Genomic DNA, 17357 nt, shown 5'->3' on the forward strand with positions numbered 1-17357 from the left:
ACATGGGCAAGACCATCCTGGGCATCGCCGGCTATTACCATGACGCGGCGGCGGCGCTGGTGCACGACGGCGAGATCGTCGCGGCCGCGCAGGAAGAGCGTTTCACGCGCCGCAAGCACGACCCGTCGTTTCCCGTCAACGCCATCAATTACTGTCTCGAAGAAGGCTTCGTCGATGCGGCCGACCTCGATGCGATCGTCTTCTACGACAATCCGCTGCTGACGTTCGACCGCGTCGTGCAGAACGCCTGCGCCGGCGCCCGGCACGGCGATGCTGCGGGCGCGCGCGACCTGTTCGTCCAGGCCGCGGGCGCGGTATTGGGCGACAAGATCTGGGTGAACGAGCACGTGCGCCAGACGCTCGGCACGCCCGGGCGCGCCGGCCGCGTGCTGTTCGCCGAGCACCACATGGCCCATGCCGCCAGCGCCTTCTATCCGGCGCCGTTCGACAGCGCCGCCGTGCTCACGATCGACGGCGTCGGCGAATGGGCCACGACCACCCTCGGCACGGGCCACGGCCGGAAACTGGAACTGTTCGCCGAGATCGACTATCCGCATTCGCTGGGGCTGCTGTACAGCGCGTTCACGAGCTTCTGCGGCTTCAAGGTCAATTCCGGCGAGTACAAGCTGATGGGGCTGGCGCCTTACGGCCGGCCGCGCTACGCCGGCCGGATCCGCGAACACCTGATCGACGTCCGGACCGACGGCTCGTACCGGCTGGATATGAATTACTTCGGCTGGCTGGACGGCATGGCGATGCCCGGTCCGCGCTTCGCCGACCTGTTCGACGGCCCGGCGCGCCAGCCCGAGACGCCGATCACGCGGCGCGAGATGGACCTCGCGGCCAGCATCCAGCAGGTGACCGAAGAGATCGTGCTCAGGACGGCGCGCCACCTGCGCCGCCTGAGCGGGGAGCGCAACCTCGTGCTGGCGGGCGGCGTGGCGCTGAACTGCGTCGCCAACGGCAAGCTGGCTGCGGCCGGGATCTTCGACGATATCTGGATCCAGCCGGCCGCGGGCGACGCGGGCGGCGCGCTCGGCGCGGCCCTGCTGGCGCACCACATGGCGTTCGAGGCCCCGCGCCGGCGCACGGACGGGACGGGCGACACCCAGCGCGGCAGCTATCTCGGGCCCCGCTATTCGAGCGAGGAAATCCTCGCCTTCCTCGACCGCAAGGGTTATCCGTACCGGCGCATCGAGAACCGCGCGGAGCGTCTGGCCCTCGTCGCGGAGGCGCTGGCGGCGGGCAGGATCGTCGGCTGGCTGTCGGGGCGGATGGAATTCGGGCCGCGCGCGCTGGGCGCCCGGTCGATCCTCGGCGACCCGCGCAACCCGCGCACGCAGGCGACGATGAACCTGAAAATCAAGTTCCGCGAATCGTTCCGCCCGTTCGCCCCGGCCGTGCTGCGCGAGCGCTGCGCCGAGTACTTCGACTTCGACGGCGATAGCCCGTACATGCTGATGGTGGCGCCGGTGAACGCGACGCGCCGCCGGCCGATGGACATGCAGGCATTCGATGCGGGCGACGACGACATGATGGCGGTCATCAACCAGCCGCGCAGCGACGTCCCGGCCGTCACGCACGTCGATTACTCGGCGAGGATCCAGACCGTCGACAGGGACAGCCACCCCGAGTTCCGCGCCCTGATCGAAGCGTTCGAAAAGCTGACGGGCTGTCCGCTGCTCGTGAACACGTCGTTCAACGTGCGGGGCGAGCCGATCGTGTGCAGCCCGCAGGACGCGTACCGCTGCTTCATGCGCACGGAGATGGATTTGCTGGTGCTGGAAGACGTCGTGCTGTGGCGCCGCGAGCAGCCGCCGTTGCCGGATGACGAAGACTGGAGGAAGACCTATGAGCTCGATTGACGACAAGGTACTGCGAGCGGGGTTGCGTACCCTTGCGGCCCCGCTGTTCGATGCCCTGACCGCCCACTGCGCGCCCGGCCAGGCACCGTTCCCGCTGGGCCCGAATCCGCGCCTCGCCAGCTATTACACGCAGCGCACGCGCACGACGATGGGCTTCGACGATTTCCTCGTACCGTCATGCCTGGACGCCGAGGGATTCGGCGCGCGCCTCGCGGCGCACTGGCGCGCGCACGGGCATCCGGAGCTCGCCGCGCACGCGCCGCAGGTGGCCGAGGCGGCGCGGGCCATGCATGCGCTGTACGTGGCGGCGCGGCCGCAGGCGGAACTGTCGCCCTATGTCTACCAGATGTTCTGAGTAGCGGCGTATGGGCAACCTCGATGTGGATATGGCGGCCGTGGCGCTGGCGCAAGCGCTGCCGCCAGGCTTTATCGCCGTGCCGGCCACCACGCTGCCCGGCGGCGTCGAGGTCCCGGCCTTCGCCGTGGCGCGCTGGCTGGCCGCTGCCACGGCCCCCAGGCGGCTTGCATGGCATCGCCCGATCCGCTCGAGCGGCGCTGGTTCGTGCTGTCGAACGGCGAGCGCATCATTGATGCGGCGGGCAACGCGTTCAGCTGGGTGTTCGACGACGTGCAGGGCAACGCGGAAGGCATCGTCGCGCGCACGTTCCCGACAGGCTCGCCCACCCTGGCGACGGCGCCCGGCGCGCCGATGCAGCAAGGGATGGGCTGGTGGCCGCGGGCGGGCCGCAGCTGGTGGGGCAGGGCACTGGCGCGCGGCGGCAGCTGGTCGTCCGAGGAAGGGGCGGGGATCTTTACCGTCGTCGACGAGCGGCCGCAGGCGGAGCGGGCGTACGTCGGGTTCCGCTGTACGCTGCCGGCGTAACGCGTATGGGAATTACGCCCGCTCGCGCTCCACGCGGTTGACGCCGGCCACGCGGCGCAGGTTGCGGATCAGGTGCGCCAGGTGCACGCGATCCTTGACCTGGATCGTGAAGCGCAGCTGGGTCAGCATGTGCTCGTCGTCCTCGTCCATGCCGACATACGTGATGTTGGCGTCGGACTCGCCGATCTCGGCGGCGACGCGGGCCAGGATGCCCTTTTCGTTGTTGATCAGCAGGCGGATGCGGCAGTCGAAACGGCGGTTCAGTTCGCTGCCCCACTGGACCGGAATCCAGCGGTCCGGTTCCTTCAGGCGCAGGCGGTTCGCCTGCGAGCAGTCGGCCGTGTGCACGACGAGGCCCTGGTCGCGGCGCAGCTGGCCGATGATGTGGTCGCCCGGGATCGGCTGGCAGCACGGTGCCAGCTGCACGGACACGCCTTCGCTGCCGTAGATCGTCACCGGATCCAGCTCGGCGCCGTGGCTCGGCTGCGCGGGGACGGACGCGACATCGCCGCCCAGCAGGCTCACGATGTGGCGCGCCACGAGTGCGGGCATGCGCTTGCCGATGCCGATGTCGGCGTAGACCTCGTCCATCGACTTGGCCGACGATTCCGCCAGCAGGCGTTCGATCATCGAAGGCAGAAGTTCGGTCTTGATGCCCAGCTGGCCTAGCGCCTGGCCCAGCAGTTCCTGGCCCAGTTCGACGGATTCGTTCAGGTTGATGGTGCGCAGGTGATGGCGGATCGCCGAACGCGCCTTGCCCGTGCGGACAAAGCTCAGCCACGTCGGGCTGGGGCGCGAGTCGGGATCGGTCTCGATCTCGACGATGTCGCCGTTGTGCAGTTCCGTGCGCAGCGATGCGGGTTCGTGGTTGATCTTCACGCCCACGGTGTGGTCGCCGATGCCGGTGTGGATGCTGTAGGCGAAGTCCAGCGGCGTCGCGCCGCGCGGCAGGGCGATGATCTTCGACTTGGGCGTGAACACGTAGACGGAGTCCGGGAACAGGTCGACCTTCACGTGCTCGAGGAATTCGGCGGAGTCGCCCGTCTGCTGCTGGATGTCGAGCAGCGACTGCAGCCACGCGTGGGTGCGCTGCTGCAGGTCGGTCATGTTCTGGTCGCCCGTCTTGTACAGCCAGTGCGCGGCCACGCCGGATTCCGCCGTGCGGTGCATTTCCTGGGTGCGGATCTGGAATTCGACCGGGGTGCCGTACGGGCCGATCAGGGTGGTATGCAGCGACTGGTAGCCGTTGATCTTGCGGATCGCGATGTAGTCCTTGAACTTGCCGGGCATGGGCTTGTACAGCGCGTGCAGGGCGCCGAGCGCCACGTAGCAGTTCGGGACCGTGTCGACGACGACGCGGAAGCCGTACACGTCCAGCACCTGCGAGAACGACAGGTGCTTGCTGCGCATCTTTTTATAGATGCCGTACAGGGTCTTTTCGCGGCCGTAGACTTCGGCCGGCAGGCCGGCGGCGGACAGCTGGTTCTTGACGGCGTCGAGAATCTTCCTGACCACTTCGCGGCGGTTGCCGCGCGCGGCCTTGATCGCCTTCGACAGCGTGCGGTAGCGCAGCGGGTACAGGTGCGAGAACGACAGGTCCTGCAGTTCGCGGTAGATGTCGTTCAGGCCGAGGCGGTGCGCGATCGGGACGTAGACTTCCATCGTCTCGCCCGCGATGCGGCGTTTCTTGGCCGGCGCCATCACGCCCAGCGTCCGCATATTGTGCAGGCGGTCGGCGAGCTTGATCAGGATGACGCGCACGTCCGACGCCATCGCCAGCAGCATCTTGCGGAAGTTTTCCGCCTGCGCTTCGACGACGCTCTGGAACTCGATCTTTTCCAGCTTCGACAGGCCGTCGACGAGGTCGGCGACCTGCGGGCCGAAGCGCTCCAGCAGTTCCTCTTTCTTGACGTCCTGGTCCTCGATCACGTCGTGCAGCAGCGCGGCCATGATCGCCTGGGCGTCCAGCTTCCAGTCGGCGCAGATCTCGGCCACGGCGATCGGGTGCGAGATGTACGGCTCGCCCGACTTGCGGACCTGGCCGAGGTGCATCTCGTCCGAGAAGCGGTAGGCTTCCTTGACGCGCTTGAGTTCGACGGGGGTGAGGTATTCGGCCAGCTTGCCGGCCAGGTGCGTGATCGACGCGACGCCGGGAGCGGACGCCGGTTCGGCTTCCTGCGGTTTGTTGGCGGGCCGGCCGGGCCGGCTCGCCTTGTTGTTGGTGCCCGAGTGGAGGGAGTCCGGTGAGGATAAACTCATACGTAATGACAATCAGCCGCAGTATGGAAACAGCATAACAGAATCACGGGCTGGGATCAGTTGAGGTCAGAGCCCACCCGATAAATTCGGGCTCTGACCCCAAGAGCGTATGTAAGCTCAGGCACCGCCCGACTTACATCGGGACTTTTTTCAGCATTTCCAGGCCGACTTTGCCGGCAGCGATTTCACGCAGCGCGACGACGGTCGGCTTGTCCTTGGCTTCGACTTTCGGGGTGTGGCCTTGCAGCAGCTGGCGGGCGCGATAGGTCGCGGCCAGGGTCAGCTGGAAACGGTTCGGGATGTTTTTCAGGCAATCTTCGATGGTGATGCGGGCCATATGGTGCTCCTAGGGATCAGATAACTATTCGGTCGGGCTGTTCAAAGCGACTTCGATGCGGCAGGCAATATGCGAATGTTCTGTCTAGTCAGTCGGGGTCAGAGCCCAAGCGCGAAAACCGGGCTCTGACCCCGAACATCAAGAAGAATGGATTCCCAACTGGGCAAAGAGCGAGGCGTTGCGGGCGGCCTGTTGGGCGAAGCGCGAACGTGTCGCTTTGACAATCGCCTGCAGCTCGGACAGGGCGACGTTGAACTCTTCGTTGATGATAGCATACTCGAACTCGGGAGCGTGAGCGATCTCGCCGCCCGCGGCCAGCAGGCGTCGCGTGATGATGTGCGGCTCGTCCGTGCCGCGCTTGTGCAGGCGCTCTTCCAGTGCCGCGATCGACGGCGGCAGGATGAAGATGCCGGCCGCGTCCGGGAACTGCTTCTTCACCTGGCGCGCGCCCTGCCAGTCGATTTCCAGCAGGATGTCCGTGCCCGTCTTCATTTCCTGTTCCACGGTCAGGCGGCTCGTGCCGTAGTAATTGCCATGCACCTCGGCCCATTCCAGGAATTCGCCGCGGTCGGCGCGGGCGACGAAATCCTCGGCGGTGGTGAAGTGGTATTCGCGGCCGTCCTCTTCGCCCGGACGCGGCGGGCGCGTCGTCGTCGAGATCGACAGCTTGATGCCCGGTTCCAGCGCCAGCAGCGCATTGACCAGGGTCGACTTGCCGGCGCCGGACGGGGCGGCGACGACGAACAGGCTGCCGGAGAAAGCGTTGGTGAGCATGGTGGTTCCTTTATTACGTGTGATAAGTTCGCGTGGGCACCCCGTGCCCACCATGCCAAGCCGCAGGCTTGACGATTATTCCAGATTTTGTACTTGCTCTCGCATCTGCTCGATGAGCAGCTTGAGCTCCATCGACGCATCGGCCAGCTCCTTGACGGAAGCCTTGGCGCCCAGCGTATTCGCTTCGCGGTTCAGTTCCTGCATCATGAAGTCGAGCCGCTTGCCGACCTGGCCGCCCTTCTTGAGGATGTGGCGGGTCTCGTTCAGGTGGGCCGTCAGGCGCGACAATTCTTCCGACACGTCGATGCGGATGCCGTACAAAGTGACTTCCTGGCGGATCCGTTCGAAGACTTCCTGGCGCGTGAGCACTTGCGGGTTGCCGTGGCCGGCCAGGCCCAGCGCGTCCTGCATGCGCTCGATGGCCTTTTGCTGGAACTGGGCGATGACCTGCGGGATCAGCGGGGTAATGCGCTTGACGATGGCTTCCATCGCCTCGATGCGCGAGATCAGCATCGCTTCCAGCGCCGCGCCTTCGCGCTTGCGGCTGTCGACGAAGGCGGCGATCGTCTTCGCGGCGAGGGCGGCGACGTCGGCCTGCAGCGATTCCTGGCCGATCTGCGCTTCTTCGATCACGCCCGGCCAGCGCAGCAGTTCCGCGACCGTCATCAGCGGGGCGGACACGAAGTGGCGCGTGACCTCGGTCTGCAGCCGCGCGAGGTCGGCCAGCAGCGTCTGGTTCAGGGCCTGGGAGCCGGTCGTGGCCTTGCGGCCGAACGACAGCCGCACCTCGACCTTGCCGCGCGTGATGGCCGCCATGATGGCGGAGCGCAGGTCCGGTTCCAGCGCGCGCAGCTCGTCGTTGATGCGGAACTGGAGGTCGAGAAAGCGCGAGTTGACGCTCTTGATCTCGATCGTCAGGGTGCCGGCAGCGCCTTCGCTTGTGGCGACCGCATAACCTGTCATGCTAGAAATGCTCAATGGAGTCCCCGATTTCCGGGAATTCGCAAAGCCGCTTGTCCGGCCGCAGCGCGGTGCGGGTGGCGCCGCGCGCTGTGGTTTTGCGAGATTCCCTTATTCTTTACAAAGCGGTGATTTATCCACACAATCGCCGTGTTTAGCAAGGAATACTTTCCCAAATGGCTGCCCAGAATAATGCTCCCCTGCCCGATGGGCTGGAAATTGGCGGATATCGCATTGTAAAGAAAATTGCGTCCGGCGGGTTCAGTATTGTTTATCTTGCATATGATGGCGACGGCAACGCCGTGGCGATCAAGGAATACCTGCCCAGCGCCTTGGCGCTGCGGGCGCCGGGCGAGCTGGCGCCCGTGATCGCGAAGGCCAACCTGCCCGTGTTCCGCATCGGCTTGAAATGCTTCTTCGAAGAGGGGCGGGCGCTGGCGCGCATCATTCATCCGAATGTCGTGCGGGTGTTAAATTTTTTCCGCGCCAATGACACGGTCTATATGGTGATGGCCTACGAATCGGGCCACTCGCTGCAGGAAGTGGCCGCGCGCCTGGTCGCGAAAGGCAGTCGCGCCGGCGAACCGTTCATCCGCCAGGTCTTCAACGGCGTCTGCGCCGGCCTGCGCGACGTCCACGCGAACAAGCTGCTGCACCTCGATCTCAAGCCGGCCAACATCTACCTGCGCACGGACGGCTCGCCCATGCTGCTCGACTTCGGCGCCGCGCGCCAGACCATCCACACGGACGCGCCCACGCTGGCGCCCATGTACACGCCCGGCTTCGCGGCGCCCGAGTTGTATGCGAAGGGCAGCGCGCTCGGGCCGTGGACGGACATCTACAGCATCGGCGCCGCCATGTTCGCGTGCATGGCGGGCGCGCCGCCGCAGCCGGCCGACCAGCGCCGCGCGGCCGATACGGTGGGCGAACAGATCGCGAAGCTCGAAGGAACGTACACGCCGGGCCTCGTGGCGATGGTGAAGGCGTGCCTCGCCCTCGATCCGCTGGCGCGGCCGCAGAGCGTGTTCGCCGTGCAGAAGGTGCTGCAGGCGGGTCTTCCTGCGACGCCGGCGGCGCTGCCGCCCGAGACCGAAGATGCGGCGCCGGCTTCCGGCTGGCGCGGCCTCGTCGAACGCATCGGCTTCGGCCGCGGACGCGCCTGAGGATAAGCCATGCAATTTTCCGTCTACCAGCAAAGCCACATCGGCGGCCGCAAACTCAACCAGGACCGCATGGGCTACCTGTACACGCGCGACGCGCTGCTGCTCGTGCTGGCGGACGGCATGGGCGGCCATCTGCGGGGCGAGGTCGCGGCCACGATCGCCCTGCAAAGCATCGCCACGCGCTTCAAGGCGCAGGCGACGCCGTACGTGCGCAAGCCCGAGCGCTTCCTGCAGGAGGCCCTGGAGCAGGCCCACGAGGACATCCTGCGCTACACGCGCGAGAAAGCGATGCCGGACAGCCCGCGCACAACGATCGTCGCCTGCCTCGTGCAGCACAATAGCGCCGTCTGGGCCCATTGCGGCGATTCGCGCCTGTACTGGCTGCGCCGCGGCCAGGTCCTCGGGCGCACGCGCGACCATTCGCACATCGAGTACCTGATCGCGAAAGGGCAGGCCGATGCGAGCGAGCGCGCCACGCACCCGGACCGCAACAAGCTGTACAACTGCCTGGGCGCGTCGACGCCGCCGAAGGTCGAGCTGTCGCGCGCGGCCAGCCTGGAACCGGGCGACGTCCTGCTGCTGTGCTCCGACGGCCTGTGGTCCATGCTGCCCGACACCGAGATCGCGCACCGCCTGTCCGCGCAGCCGATCACGCAGGCCGTGCCGGCGATGATCGCGATGGCCACCGCCATCGCCGGCAGCCGCGGCGACAACACGACGGCCCTCGCCATCCAGTGGCAGGGCGCAGGGACGCCGGCCGCCGCGGGTGATCCGAGCGTCGTCTCGACGCAGACGGTGCCCGACGGCGAAGTCACGAGCCGCATCGATGCTCCTGCCGCGGCGCCGGCACCGGACGACCCGTTCGACGAGGACGACATCGAGAAGGCCATCGCCGAGATCCGCGATGCCATCGAGAAGTCGTCGCAAATATTGAAATAAATTGAAATAACCAACCACGAAGGACATCCATGACCCAAACCCTCCGCCCGAGCGGCCGTGCCGTCGACCAGCTGCGCGCCATCCGCATCACCCGCCAGTACACGAAGCACGCCGAAGGTTCCGTGTTGATCGAATGCGGCGACACGAAGGTGATCTGCACCGCCAGCATCGAGGAAAAAGTGCCGGGCTTCCTGAAGGGCAAGGGGCAGGGCTGGCTGACCGCGGAATACGGCATGCTGCCGCGCTCCACGCACACGCGCATGGACCGCGAGGCGGCGCGCGGCAAGCAGTCCGGCCGCACGCAGGAAATCCAGCGCCTGATCGGCCGCTCGCTGCGCGCCGCGTTCGACCTGGAAGCGTTCGGCGAACGCACGCTGCACCTGGATTGCGACGTGATCCAGGCCGACGGCGGCACGCGCACCGCGTCGATCACGGGCGCGATGGTGGCGGCCCATGACGCGTTCTCGAAGCTCGTGACGGCGGGCCTGGTCCCGGCCGTGCCGGTCAAGCATTTCGTCGCCGCGATCTCGGTGGGCGTCGTGGGCGGCGTGCCCGTGCTGGACCTGGACTACATCGAGGATTCGGGCTGCGACACCGACATGAACGTCGTGATGACGGAGGCCGGGCACTTCGTCGAGGTGCAGGGCACGGCCGAGGGCGAGGCCTTCGACCGGGCGGGGATGAACCGCCTGCTCGACCTCGCGGAGCAGGGGATTCGCGAGTTGGTGGGCCTGCAGAAGCAGGCGCTCGGCCTGGCTGCGTGACCCGTCGCCCCCGCGGAGGCGGGGGGCCAATTTTGCATGCGTTACCGCGACGCGGGCAAACCTGGATCCCCGCCTTCGCGGGGATGACGTATTACGGTACGAGGCTTACGACAATAGCCCGGTCAGCCAGCCCGGGTGAAACGGCAACCCCGCCAGCCCGGCCACGCCATAGAACACGCCGATCGCCGTCGGCACCAGCGCCGCGAGATACAGCCAGCGCTGGCGCGTCAGCGTCGTGACGGCCAGCAGCGACAGGGCCAGCGCCAGCGCCGCGTCGGACAGGTCGAACTGGTCGTCGCGGTAGTTCAGCGCATCGTACGTGTCCTGGTCCTGCTTGGCCTGCGCCAGCACCTCGTTCTTCTTTTGCGCCTGGTCGTGTTCCAGCTTTTCCAGATCCGCGATCGCGGCCGTGTAGCCAGCCTGCTCGCCGGACGGGCGGCCGGCAGCGGCCAGGCGCACCTGGAGCAGGGTCGTATGCGCCTGTTCCTGGCGCAGGTTGCGGGCCTGGTAGAAGGCCCAGTGGTCGATCTTGTCGGCCTGTGCCTGCTGCATCGCCTGCACGATGTTGTCGTCCTTGACCTTGCAGACGCCCATGAAGGACGCCAGCAGCGCCACGGTCAGCGCGACCTTGCGGTCGAGGGTGTCGGTTTCCATGTCACTCCTTCGCGTTGCCGGTACCCGGCAGTTTCAGCCGGCCGCGCAGTTGCCTTGTATGATAGTCGTATTCGTAGAGCTCGCCGTAACGGCCCCACTCGATCGCCACTTCCAGCATGCGCCTAGCCTGGTCCGCTTCCAGCGTGTCTTCCAGCAGGTCGATGAACGGATCTTCCGGCAGCGCGCCGCCCGGCTCGTCCTCCAGCTGGCGCCGGATGCGCGCGGCCAGCGGCACGTTCTTCAACAGCTGCTGGCCGAACAGCGTCTGGCGCAGCGCCTGGTCGGCCTGGGCATAGCGCAGGCCCAGGCCGGTCAGCGCGATGTCGCCGCGCTCGACGTGCGCGAGGCCCAGCAGGTTCAATGCCTCGTAGGTCGGGAACAGTTCCTCGTCCGGCAGCCCAGTGTCTTCCGACAGCTGCGGCAGGTCGGCGCGGCCGTCGTACGGGGCGCCCGCGAGCAGGTCCAGCACGCTCTCCATGCGGCCCACGTCCGTGTCCGGCAGGCGGTAGTCGATGGTGGCCGGGCGCGCCGTCGCGGGCGCGGCGGCGGGACGCATCGTCATCAGGCCATAGACCTCGTCGACGAGCGCGCGCACTTCCGGCGCGTCCGCATTGCGCGGGCGCGGCAGGTCGATGCGGATCTCGTGGCGCACGCGGCCCGGATCGCTCGACAGGATGATGATGCGGTCCGCCATCATGACGGCTTCCTCGATGTTGTGCGACACGATCAGGATGCCGCGCGTGGGGATCCGTTTGCCGTCCCACAGGTCGAGGATGTCGCCCCGCAGCGTCTCGCCCGTCAGCACGTCGAGGGCCGAAAAGGCTTCGTCCATCAGCAGCACGTCCGGGTGCGTGACGAGCGCGCGCGCGATGCCCACGCGCTGGCGCATGCCGCCCGACAGCTCGCGCGGCAGCGCGCTGCCGAAGCCGGAGAGGCCGATCAGGTCGAGCATCGCGTCCGCCCGCTCGCGCCGCGCGGCGGGCGCGACACCCTGCGCTTCGAGCCCCAGCTCCACGTTCTGCTGCACCGTCAGCCAGGGGAACAGCGCGAACGATTGAAAGACCATCGCGACGCCGGACAGCGGCCCGCGGATGGGACGTCCGCGGTATTCGACCTTGCCCGCGTCGGCCGGCACGAGGCCCGCGACGATGCGCAGCAACGTCGATTTGCCGGAGCCGGATTTGCCCAGCAGCGCGACGATCTCGCCGTCCGCCAGCGTGAAGTCGACGCCTTCGAGCACGGTGCGCGGGGCGCCGTCGGCGCTGCGGAAGGCCTTTTGCACGGCCTGCAGTTCGATCAGTTTGTCGGTCATCTTGTAGTCCCTTTCAGCGGCTGCGGTCTTCGGCCAGCAGGTACAGCCGGCGCCAGAAGAAGCGGTTCAATACCATGACGAATACGCACATCACCCCGATGCCGAGGGCGATGCGGTGGAAGTCGCCGGCGTCCGTCATCTGCTTGATGTAGCTGCCCAGGCCATCGGCCACGAGCGACGTCTTGCCCCACGTGACGTATTCCGCCACGATGCTCGCGTTCCACGAGCCGCCGCTGGCGGTGATCGCGCCCGTGACGAAGCTCGGGAACACGGCCGGCAGGTACACGCGCTTCCATTTCAGCCAGCCGGTGAGTCCCAGGTTGTCGGCCGCGAGCCGCAACTCGTTCGGCAGCGTGGACGCGCCCGCGACGACGTTGAACAGGATGTACCACTGGGTGCCGAACACCATCAATGGACTGAGCCAGATGTTCGGATTCAGGCGCAGGTGCACGAGCGCGTACACGACGATCGGAAACATCAGGTTCACGGGGAACGCGGCGAGGAATTGCGCGAGCGCCTGCACGGCCTGGGCGTAGCGGGGACGCAGCCCGATCCACACGGCGACCGGCACCCACACGAGCGATGCGAGGCCGATCAGCAGCATCACCCGCGCGAGCGTGATGCAGCCGAGGCCCACGACGCGCAGCGCCTCGCCCCATCCGACCTGCGCGTGGATGAACAGGATGAAGCGCCATGCGCCCAGCAGCGCGAGCGCGAGGACGATGCCGTCGATCGCGCGCGCGGACAGCGCGAAGCGGGAAACGCGCGGCGCCGCGTCGACGGGTTCCGGCGTGCCGAACCAGCCGAGCGTGCGTGCGAGCGCCGCCCACATGCGGTCGGTGAGGGCGCGGATCCACACGCTGCGGCGGCCCCAGTCCAGCACCCACGATTGCTGCGCATATTCTCCCTGCGATTCCTCGAAGCGGAATTTGTCGGCCCACGCCAGCAGGGGACGGAAGAACAGCTGGTCGTACAGCAGGATGCCGGCGAACATGGCGGCGATGGCCCACGCGATGGCGCCGCCGTTCTTCTGTTCGATGGCGACGGCGATGTAGGCGCCGATGCCGGGCAGCTTGATGTCCTGGCCCGCCACCGAGATCGCCTCCGCGGCGACGAGGAAGAACCAGCCGCCGGACATCGACATCATCATGTTCCACAGCAGCGCGGGCAGCGCGTACGGCAGTTCCAGGCGCCAGAAACGCTGCCACGGCGACAGCCGGAACACGCGCGCCGCTTCCGCCAGTTCGGGCGGGATCGTCTTCATCGACTGGTACAGGCTGAACGCCATGTTCCACGCCTGCGACGTGAAGATCGCGAACACGGCGGCGCATTCCACGCCCAGCAGGTTGCCGGGGAAGAGGGCGATGAACGGCGCGATGGCGATGGCCTGGAAGCCCAGGATCGGCACCGACTGCAGCACGTCCAGCAGCGGCACCATGATCTTTTCCGCGCTCTTCCAGCGCGTGGCGACGACGGCGAACACGAACGTGAACAGCAGCGCGGCACCCAACGCGCTGAACATGCGCAGGATCGTGCGCAGCAGGTAGTACGGGAGGACCGCCGGATCGAGCGAGATCGGCGTCGGCTGGCCCAGCACGAACGGGCGCGCCATCTGCATCGCGCCGTACGCGGCCAGCGCCAGCACGACGAGGACGAGCGGCAGCAGCGCCCAGTCCCAGCGGTTCGGGGTGGTCGTGAGGAACGAGCGGCCGGTGCGGCCCGGGGTGAACAGTTCGAACATGATCGTCTCCTCAGTATTGCCCGTGCAGCCGCACGCCGGCCACGTTCACCGGACCGCGCGCGCCGTTGTAGGCCGGGTTGGCGATGTGCTGCCAGTCCAGCGACAGGGCGGCGTACCGGCCCAGGCCGATCTTGTAATACGTTTCCGCGATCTGCTCGGGGTGGTAGTCCAGCCGGCCGCCGCCGATGAAGGCGCCGATGCCGCCGGCCGCCAGGTAGTCGCGGTGCGCCTGCGAGAGGCCGTTGCGCACGGCGGCGATGCCCAGCGTATCGGCGCCGCGGACCTGCAGCGTGGCGCCCACGGACAATGACCGTTCGATCTCGGCGAACGCATACGTTTCCGATTGCCCGTCGTTGCGGCTGGCGCGCGCGAACATGGCGGCACGCCCGGCCACTGCCTGGTCCAGGCTCAGGCCGAAGCCCGTCTTGCTGCGCTCGCGGCGTACGGTGCCGACATCCGGCGGCGCGGCTGCCGCCAGCGCGTCGCGGAACGATCCCATGCGGGCGCGGTCGCGGAAGGCCAGCACGCGCACGGTGCCCGGCTGGCCGAACCACGCATGATGGTGTTCCACCTCGACCTGGTCGCCGTAGTGCTTGAAGATGCGCGTGTCGAGCGGCAGGCCGTTCGATTCGGCGGGCAGCATGAAGCGGCCCGCGCGCACGGCCCAGTCGCCATCGTAGTATTCCAGTGCCGCGCCCCACGTGTAGCCGCGCGCGTCGGCCGCGAAATCCCAGGCGCCGTGCGCGACGAGGGCCCAGTCGAGGAACTGGCTGCGCGCGTCGTGCGCCTGGCTGTTGGCGTCGAAGATGTCGGATGCGGCCAGGTTGCCGGCCGTGAGCACGACGCGGAGGCTCGCCACGCTGCCCGCGAGCTGGTTCATGTCGGAGTCGACGGGTTGGGAATCTCCGCTCAGGTTCCACGTCTCGCGCAGGAACAGCCGGGCGCGATAGAAGGTCGGACTCGTGCCGCTCGTCTTCTGCTCTTCGCCATTGGTCATGCCGCCCAGGCCGTGCAGGCCGGACATCGCCTTGCCCTGCACGACTTCCGGATCGACGTAGAGCTCAGCACCCGTCCACGGACGGACGCCGAAGGCAGCGGTGGCGCTGAACGAATAGCCCGTCTCGCGCCACGGGGCAAGGCTGGCGGGGCCGGTGTAGGCGGCGTCGAAGGCGGGCTTGGCCTGCCACACGTACGTGGCCTGGACGTGCGCATTCCAGGCCTCGTCGGCACGGGCGATTGGCGCCGCGAGCGTCAAGCCTGCAGCAAGGTAAAACAGGGAACAACGAAACATCGGTATCTCCGTCGGTGAACGGCATACCTTTCATTCGCGCTTGGTGATTCGTGTGTCGTGGATACCATCATCCCCCCTGGGGCGAGATGACGGCAGGAGGAGGACCTGCGTTATCTTGCCGGGGCGGGACCGGCATTCAGCCGGCAACAACTGCCACTCGAACAAGTGCCCATGAAAGGGACTCCATGAAATGAAAACGGTCGGATTTTACGTTGCAGCGCATCAATACGGCATTACGATCTGGTAATGTGCCACTACGTGTCGACATTACCTGATCGTAATTTTTAGGTCCCGTCACTCGCCTATACTGCACCGCAGCGCTATAGTCCACTTAACACCAAGAGCCGAATCATGCCGAACTGCCTCGTGATCGAAGACGATACCGAAACCCGCGACTACCTCTGTAGCGGGTTGCGCGCGGCCGGCTATGCCGTGCAGGCGGAAACGAATGGCGAAGCGGGCAACCGCCGCCTGCAGGAGACGCGCTGGGACGTCGTCGTCCTCGACCGGATGCTGCCCGGCCAGGTCGACGGCCTGGGCATCCTCGAACAGATGCGCGCGCGCGGCGACGGCACGCCGGTGCTGATCCTGTCCGCGCTGAACAGCGTCGACGAGCGCGTGCGCGGCCTGCGCGCGGGCAGCGACGACTATCTGACCAAGCCGTTCGTCATGTCGGAACTGCTGGCGCGCGTGGAAAACCTCAGCCGCCGCAACAGCTGGTCGCGCGAAGCCACCGTGCTGCAGGTGGCCGATTTGCAGCTCGACGTGCGCACGATGCGCGTCACGCGCCAGGGCACGACGATCACGCTGCAGCCGCGCGAATTCCGCCTGCTCGAATACCTCATGCGCCACGAGGGCCAGATCGTCACCCGCACGATGCTGCTGGAAGGCGTGTGGGAATACCACTTCGATCCGCAGACGAACGTCATCGACGTGCAGATCAGCCGCCTGCGCAGCAAGATCGACAAGGATTTCAGCCCCCCCCTGATCCACACGGTGCGCGGTGCCGGCTATGTGCTGAGCGCCGCGCCGACCTATGGCCCGTCCGCCCGCTAGCAGCCGGTTCGGCCTGCGCGGCTCGATCGCGTTCCGGCTGGCGGTCGGCTACGGCCTGCTGCTGGCCGCATCGATGGCGACCCTGTCCGCCATCGTCTATTTCGGCACGGTGGGCGTGTTCGAGCACTCGATCGACAACAAGATCATGGCCGTGGAAACGCACCTGGCCGATGCGTGGGTCCGCGACGGCCGCGCCGGTCTCGTACGCGAAATCGACGCCCAGCTGCACGACCTGATCGACACCGACACCGAGGTGGTCGGCCTCGTCGACATGAAGGGCCGCCTCCTGGCCGGCAACCTGGGGCGCTGGTCCGGCGAGCTGCCGGCGGCCGGCGAGCTGGCGTTCGGGCAGATGGAACGGAGCGGTACGCCCGTCTCCGTGCGCGTGATCGCGACGCGGCTGGACGACGGCAGCCGGCTCGTCGTCGGCCGCGACCTGATCGAACTCGACGCCATCCGCAGCGTCGTCGAGCGCGCGCTGCTCGTCAGCGGCGCCGTGTCGATCCTGCTCGCGTTCTTCGGCGCCCAGATCTTCCGCTCGCGCCTGGAAGCGCGCATCGGCCGCATCCGCCGCACGACGGCGCGCATCGCGGCGGGCGAGCTGTCCAGCCGCATCGTCGTGATGGGCAACGACGAATTCGCGCGCCTGGCCGACGACATCAACCGCATGCTCGACCGCATCGAAGCGCTGATGGAAGGCGTGCGTCACGTATCGAATTCGATCGCGCACGACCTGCGCACGCCGCTGTCGCGCGTGCGCTCGCGGCTCGACCGCGCGCTGCAGGCCTCGGCCGAGCCGCACGCGCTCGTCGCCGACGCGCGCCTGGCCATCGAAGACATCGACAGCGTCATTTCGCTGTTCGACAAGCTGCTGCAGATCGCCGCGCTGGAATCCGGCGTGCGTGCGGGCACCTTCGAAAAACTCGACCTGGCCGCCATCGCGCACGACATGACGGAATTGTACGAAGCGGCCGCGGAAGAGCAGGGCGTCGCGCTGCGCTTCGCGGGCACGCCGACGATCATCCGCGGCGACCGCGACCTGCTGGCCAGCGCACTGGCCAGCCTGATCGACAACGCCATCAAGTACGGCCGCACCGGCGGCCGGGTGGACGTGGAAGTGGCCACCGTCGACGGCGCGCCGGCATTGACCGTGCGCGATTACGGCCAGGGCGTGCCGCTCGAGGACATGGACAAGCTCACGCGCCGCTTCTACCGCGTGGACCAGAGCCGCCACCTGCCGGGCAACGGCCTGGGGCTGTCCATCGTCACCGCCATCACCCAGCTGCACGAGGGTACGCTCGCGCTGCGCCGCCTCGAACCGGGGTTCCAGGCGAGCATGGTGTTCCCGCGGGCCTAGCG

Annotated in this window: 16 protein-coding genes; 8 read left to right on the forward strand and 8 right to left on the reverse strand. The window is 67.3% G+C overall.

The genetic code is table 11. From position 1 onward, the window contains the following. Positions 1-2: 2 nt before the first annotated feature. The 3 genes from ACEN9G_RS19255 (at position 3) to ACEN9G_RS19265 (ending at position 2748) form a co-directional block, all read left to right on the forward strand. Positions 3-1865 carry a carbamoyltransferase family protein gene (locus ACEN9G_RS19255; protein ID WP_483126852.1) on the forward strand — a complete coding sequence of 621 codons (1863 nt, stop codon included), beginning with the start codon at positions 3-5 and terminating at the stop codon, positions 1863-1865. Continuing rightward, positions 1852-2220, forward strand: coding sequence for a hypothetical protein (locus ACEN9G_RS19260; protein WP_413346199.1), 369 nt, complete (start codon positions 1852-1854; stop codon positions 2218-2220). The genes ACEN9G_RS19255 and ACEN9G_RS19260 overlap by 14 nt, the downstream gene beginning before the upstream one ends. 171 nt (positions 2221-2391) lie before the next feature. Next, positions 2392-2748 carry a hypothetical protein gene (locus tag ACEN9G_RS19265; RefSeq protein ID WP_483126853.1) on the forward strand — a complete coding sequence of 119 codons (357 nt, stop codon included), beginning with the start codon at positions 2392-2394 and terminating at the stop codon, positions 2746-2748. A 12-nt stretch (positions 2749-2760) separates the two neighbouring features. Here ACEN9G_RS19265 and ACEN9G_RS19270 read toward each other — a convergent pair whose 3' ends face one another. The 4 genes from ACEN9G_RS19270 to ACEN9G_RS19285 all read right to left on the reverse strand — a co-directional run bounded on the left by ACEN9G_RS19270 (position 2761) and on the right by ACEN9G_RS19285 (position 7081). Next, complete coding sequence (locus tag ACEN9G_RS19270; RefSeq protein WP_413339596.1) at positions 2761-5007, reverse strand: RelA/SpoT family protein; 2247 nt, start codon at positions 5005-5007, stop codon at positions 2761-2763. 133 nt (positions 5008-5140) lie between these two features. Further along, positions 5141-5344, reverse strand: a complete 204-nt coding sequence (gene rpoZ / locus ACEN9G_RS19275) for a DNA-directed RNA polymerase subunit omega (RefSeq protein ID WP_056443456.1) — start codon at positions 5342-5344, stop codon at positions 5141-5143. A 138-nt stretch (positions 5345-5482) separates the two neighbouring features. Continuing rightward, a complete protein-coding gene (gene gmk, locus ACEN9G_RS19280; RefSeq protein ID WP_413339594.1) occupies positions 5483-6118 on the reverse strand; it encodes a guanylate kinase in 636 nt (211 codons plus the stop codon). A gap of 75 nt (positions 6119-6193) precedes the next feature. Continuing rightward, positions 6194-7081, reverse strand: coding sequence for a YicC/YloC family endoribonuclease (locus ACEN9G_RS19285; RefSeq protein ID WP_413339592.1), 888 nt, complete (start codon positions 7079-7081; stop codon positions 6194-6196). Positions 7082-7254: 173 nt separating this feature from the next. On the opposite strand from ACEN9G_RS19285, the gene ACEN9G_RS19290 reads away from it, so the two are divergent. Genes ACEN9G_RS19290 through rph form a run of 3 tightly spaced genes read left to right on the forward strand, consistent with a single transcriptional unit; the run spans position 7255 to position 9944 of the window. Further along, the gene (locus ACEN9G_RS19290) at positions 7255-8241 is read left to right on the forward strand and encodes a serine/threonine protein kinase (RefSeq protein WP_413339590.1); all 987 of its coding nucleotides are present in this window, start codon (positions 7255-7257) and stop codon (positions 8239-8241) included. Positions 8242-8250: 9 nt separating this feature from the next. Beyond that, entirely contained in the window at positions 8251-9180 is a 930-nt protein-coding gene (locus ACEN9G_RS19295) for a PP2C family protein-serine/threonine phosphatase (RefSeq protein WP_413339588.1), read from the forward strand. Between the two features lie 29 nt (positions 9181-9209). Then, positions 9210-9944 carry a ribonuclease PH gene (gene rph, locus ACEN9G_RS19300; RefSeq protein ID WP_413339587.1) on the forward strand — a complete coding sequence of 245 codons (735 nt, stop codon included), beginning with the start codon at positions 9210-9212 and terminating at the stop codon, positions 9942-9944. Positions 9945-10049: 105 nt separating this feature from the next. Here rph and ACEN9G_RS19305 read toward each other — a convergent pair whose 3' ends face one another. The 4 genes from ACEN9G_RS19305 to ACEN9G_RS19320 are packed head-to-tail and all read right to left on the reverse strand — an operon-like array spanning position 10050 to position 14942. After that, positions 10050-10598: a DUF4337 domain-containing protein gene (locus tag ACEN9G_RS19305; protein ID WP_413339585.1), complete on the reverse strand. Its 549-nt coding sequence runs from the start codon at positions 10596-10598 to the stop codon at positions 10050-10052. A 1-nt stretch (position 10599) separates the two neighbouring features. Continuing rightward, complete coding sequence (locus ACEN9G_RS19310) at positions 10600-11910, reverse strand: ABC transporter ATP-binding protein (RefSeq protein WP_483126854.1); 1311 nt, start codon at positions 11908-11910, stop codon at positions 10600-10602. A 13-nt stretch (positions 11911-11923) separates the two neighbouring features. Continuing rightward, on the reverse strand, positions 11924-13651 hold the full coding sequence (locus tag ACEN9G_RS19315; RefSeq protein WP_413339581.1) for an ABC transporter permease: 1728 nt from the start codon (positions 13649-13651) through the stop codon (positions 11924-11926). 10 nt (positions 13652-13661) lie between these two features. Then, positions 13662-14942 (reverse strand): carbohydrate porin, encoded by a 1281-nt coding sequence (locus ACEN9G_RS19320; protein WP_413339579.1) that lies wholly within the window; start codon positions 14940-14942, stop codon positions 13662-13664. Between the two features lie 351 nt (positions 14943-15293). Between ACEN9G_RS19320 and ACEN9G_RS19325 the strand changes: the two genes are divergently transcribed. Together ACEN9G_RS19325 and ACEN9G_RS19330 are read left to right on the forward strand one after the other, a co-directional pair. Further along, positions 15294-15998 (forward strand): response regulator transcription factor, encoded by a 705-nt coding sequence (locus ACEN9G_RS19325; RefSeq protein ID WP_413339577.1) that lies wholly within the window; start codon positions 15294-15296, stop codon positions 15996-15998. Continuing rightward, positions 15979-17355: a sensor histidine kinase gene (locus ACEN9G_RS19330; protein ID WP_483126855.1), complete on the forward strand. Its 1377-nt coding sequence runs from the start codon at positions 15979-15981 to the stop codon at positions 17353-17355. Before ACEN9G_RS19325 ends, ACEN9G_RS19330 begins: the two co-directional genes overlap by 20 nt. Positions 17356-17357: the final 2 nt, after the last annotated feature.

The sequence above is a fragment of the Massilia sp. Masssp94 genome (genome assembly GCF_059491305.1).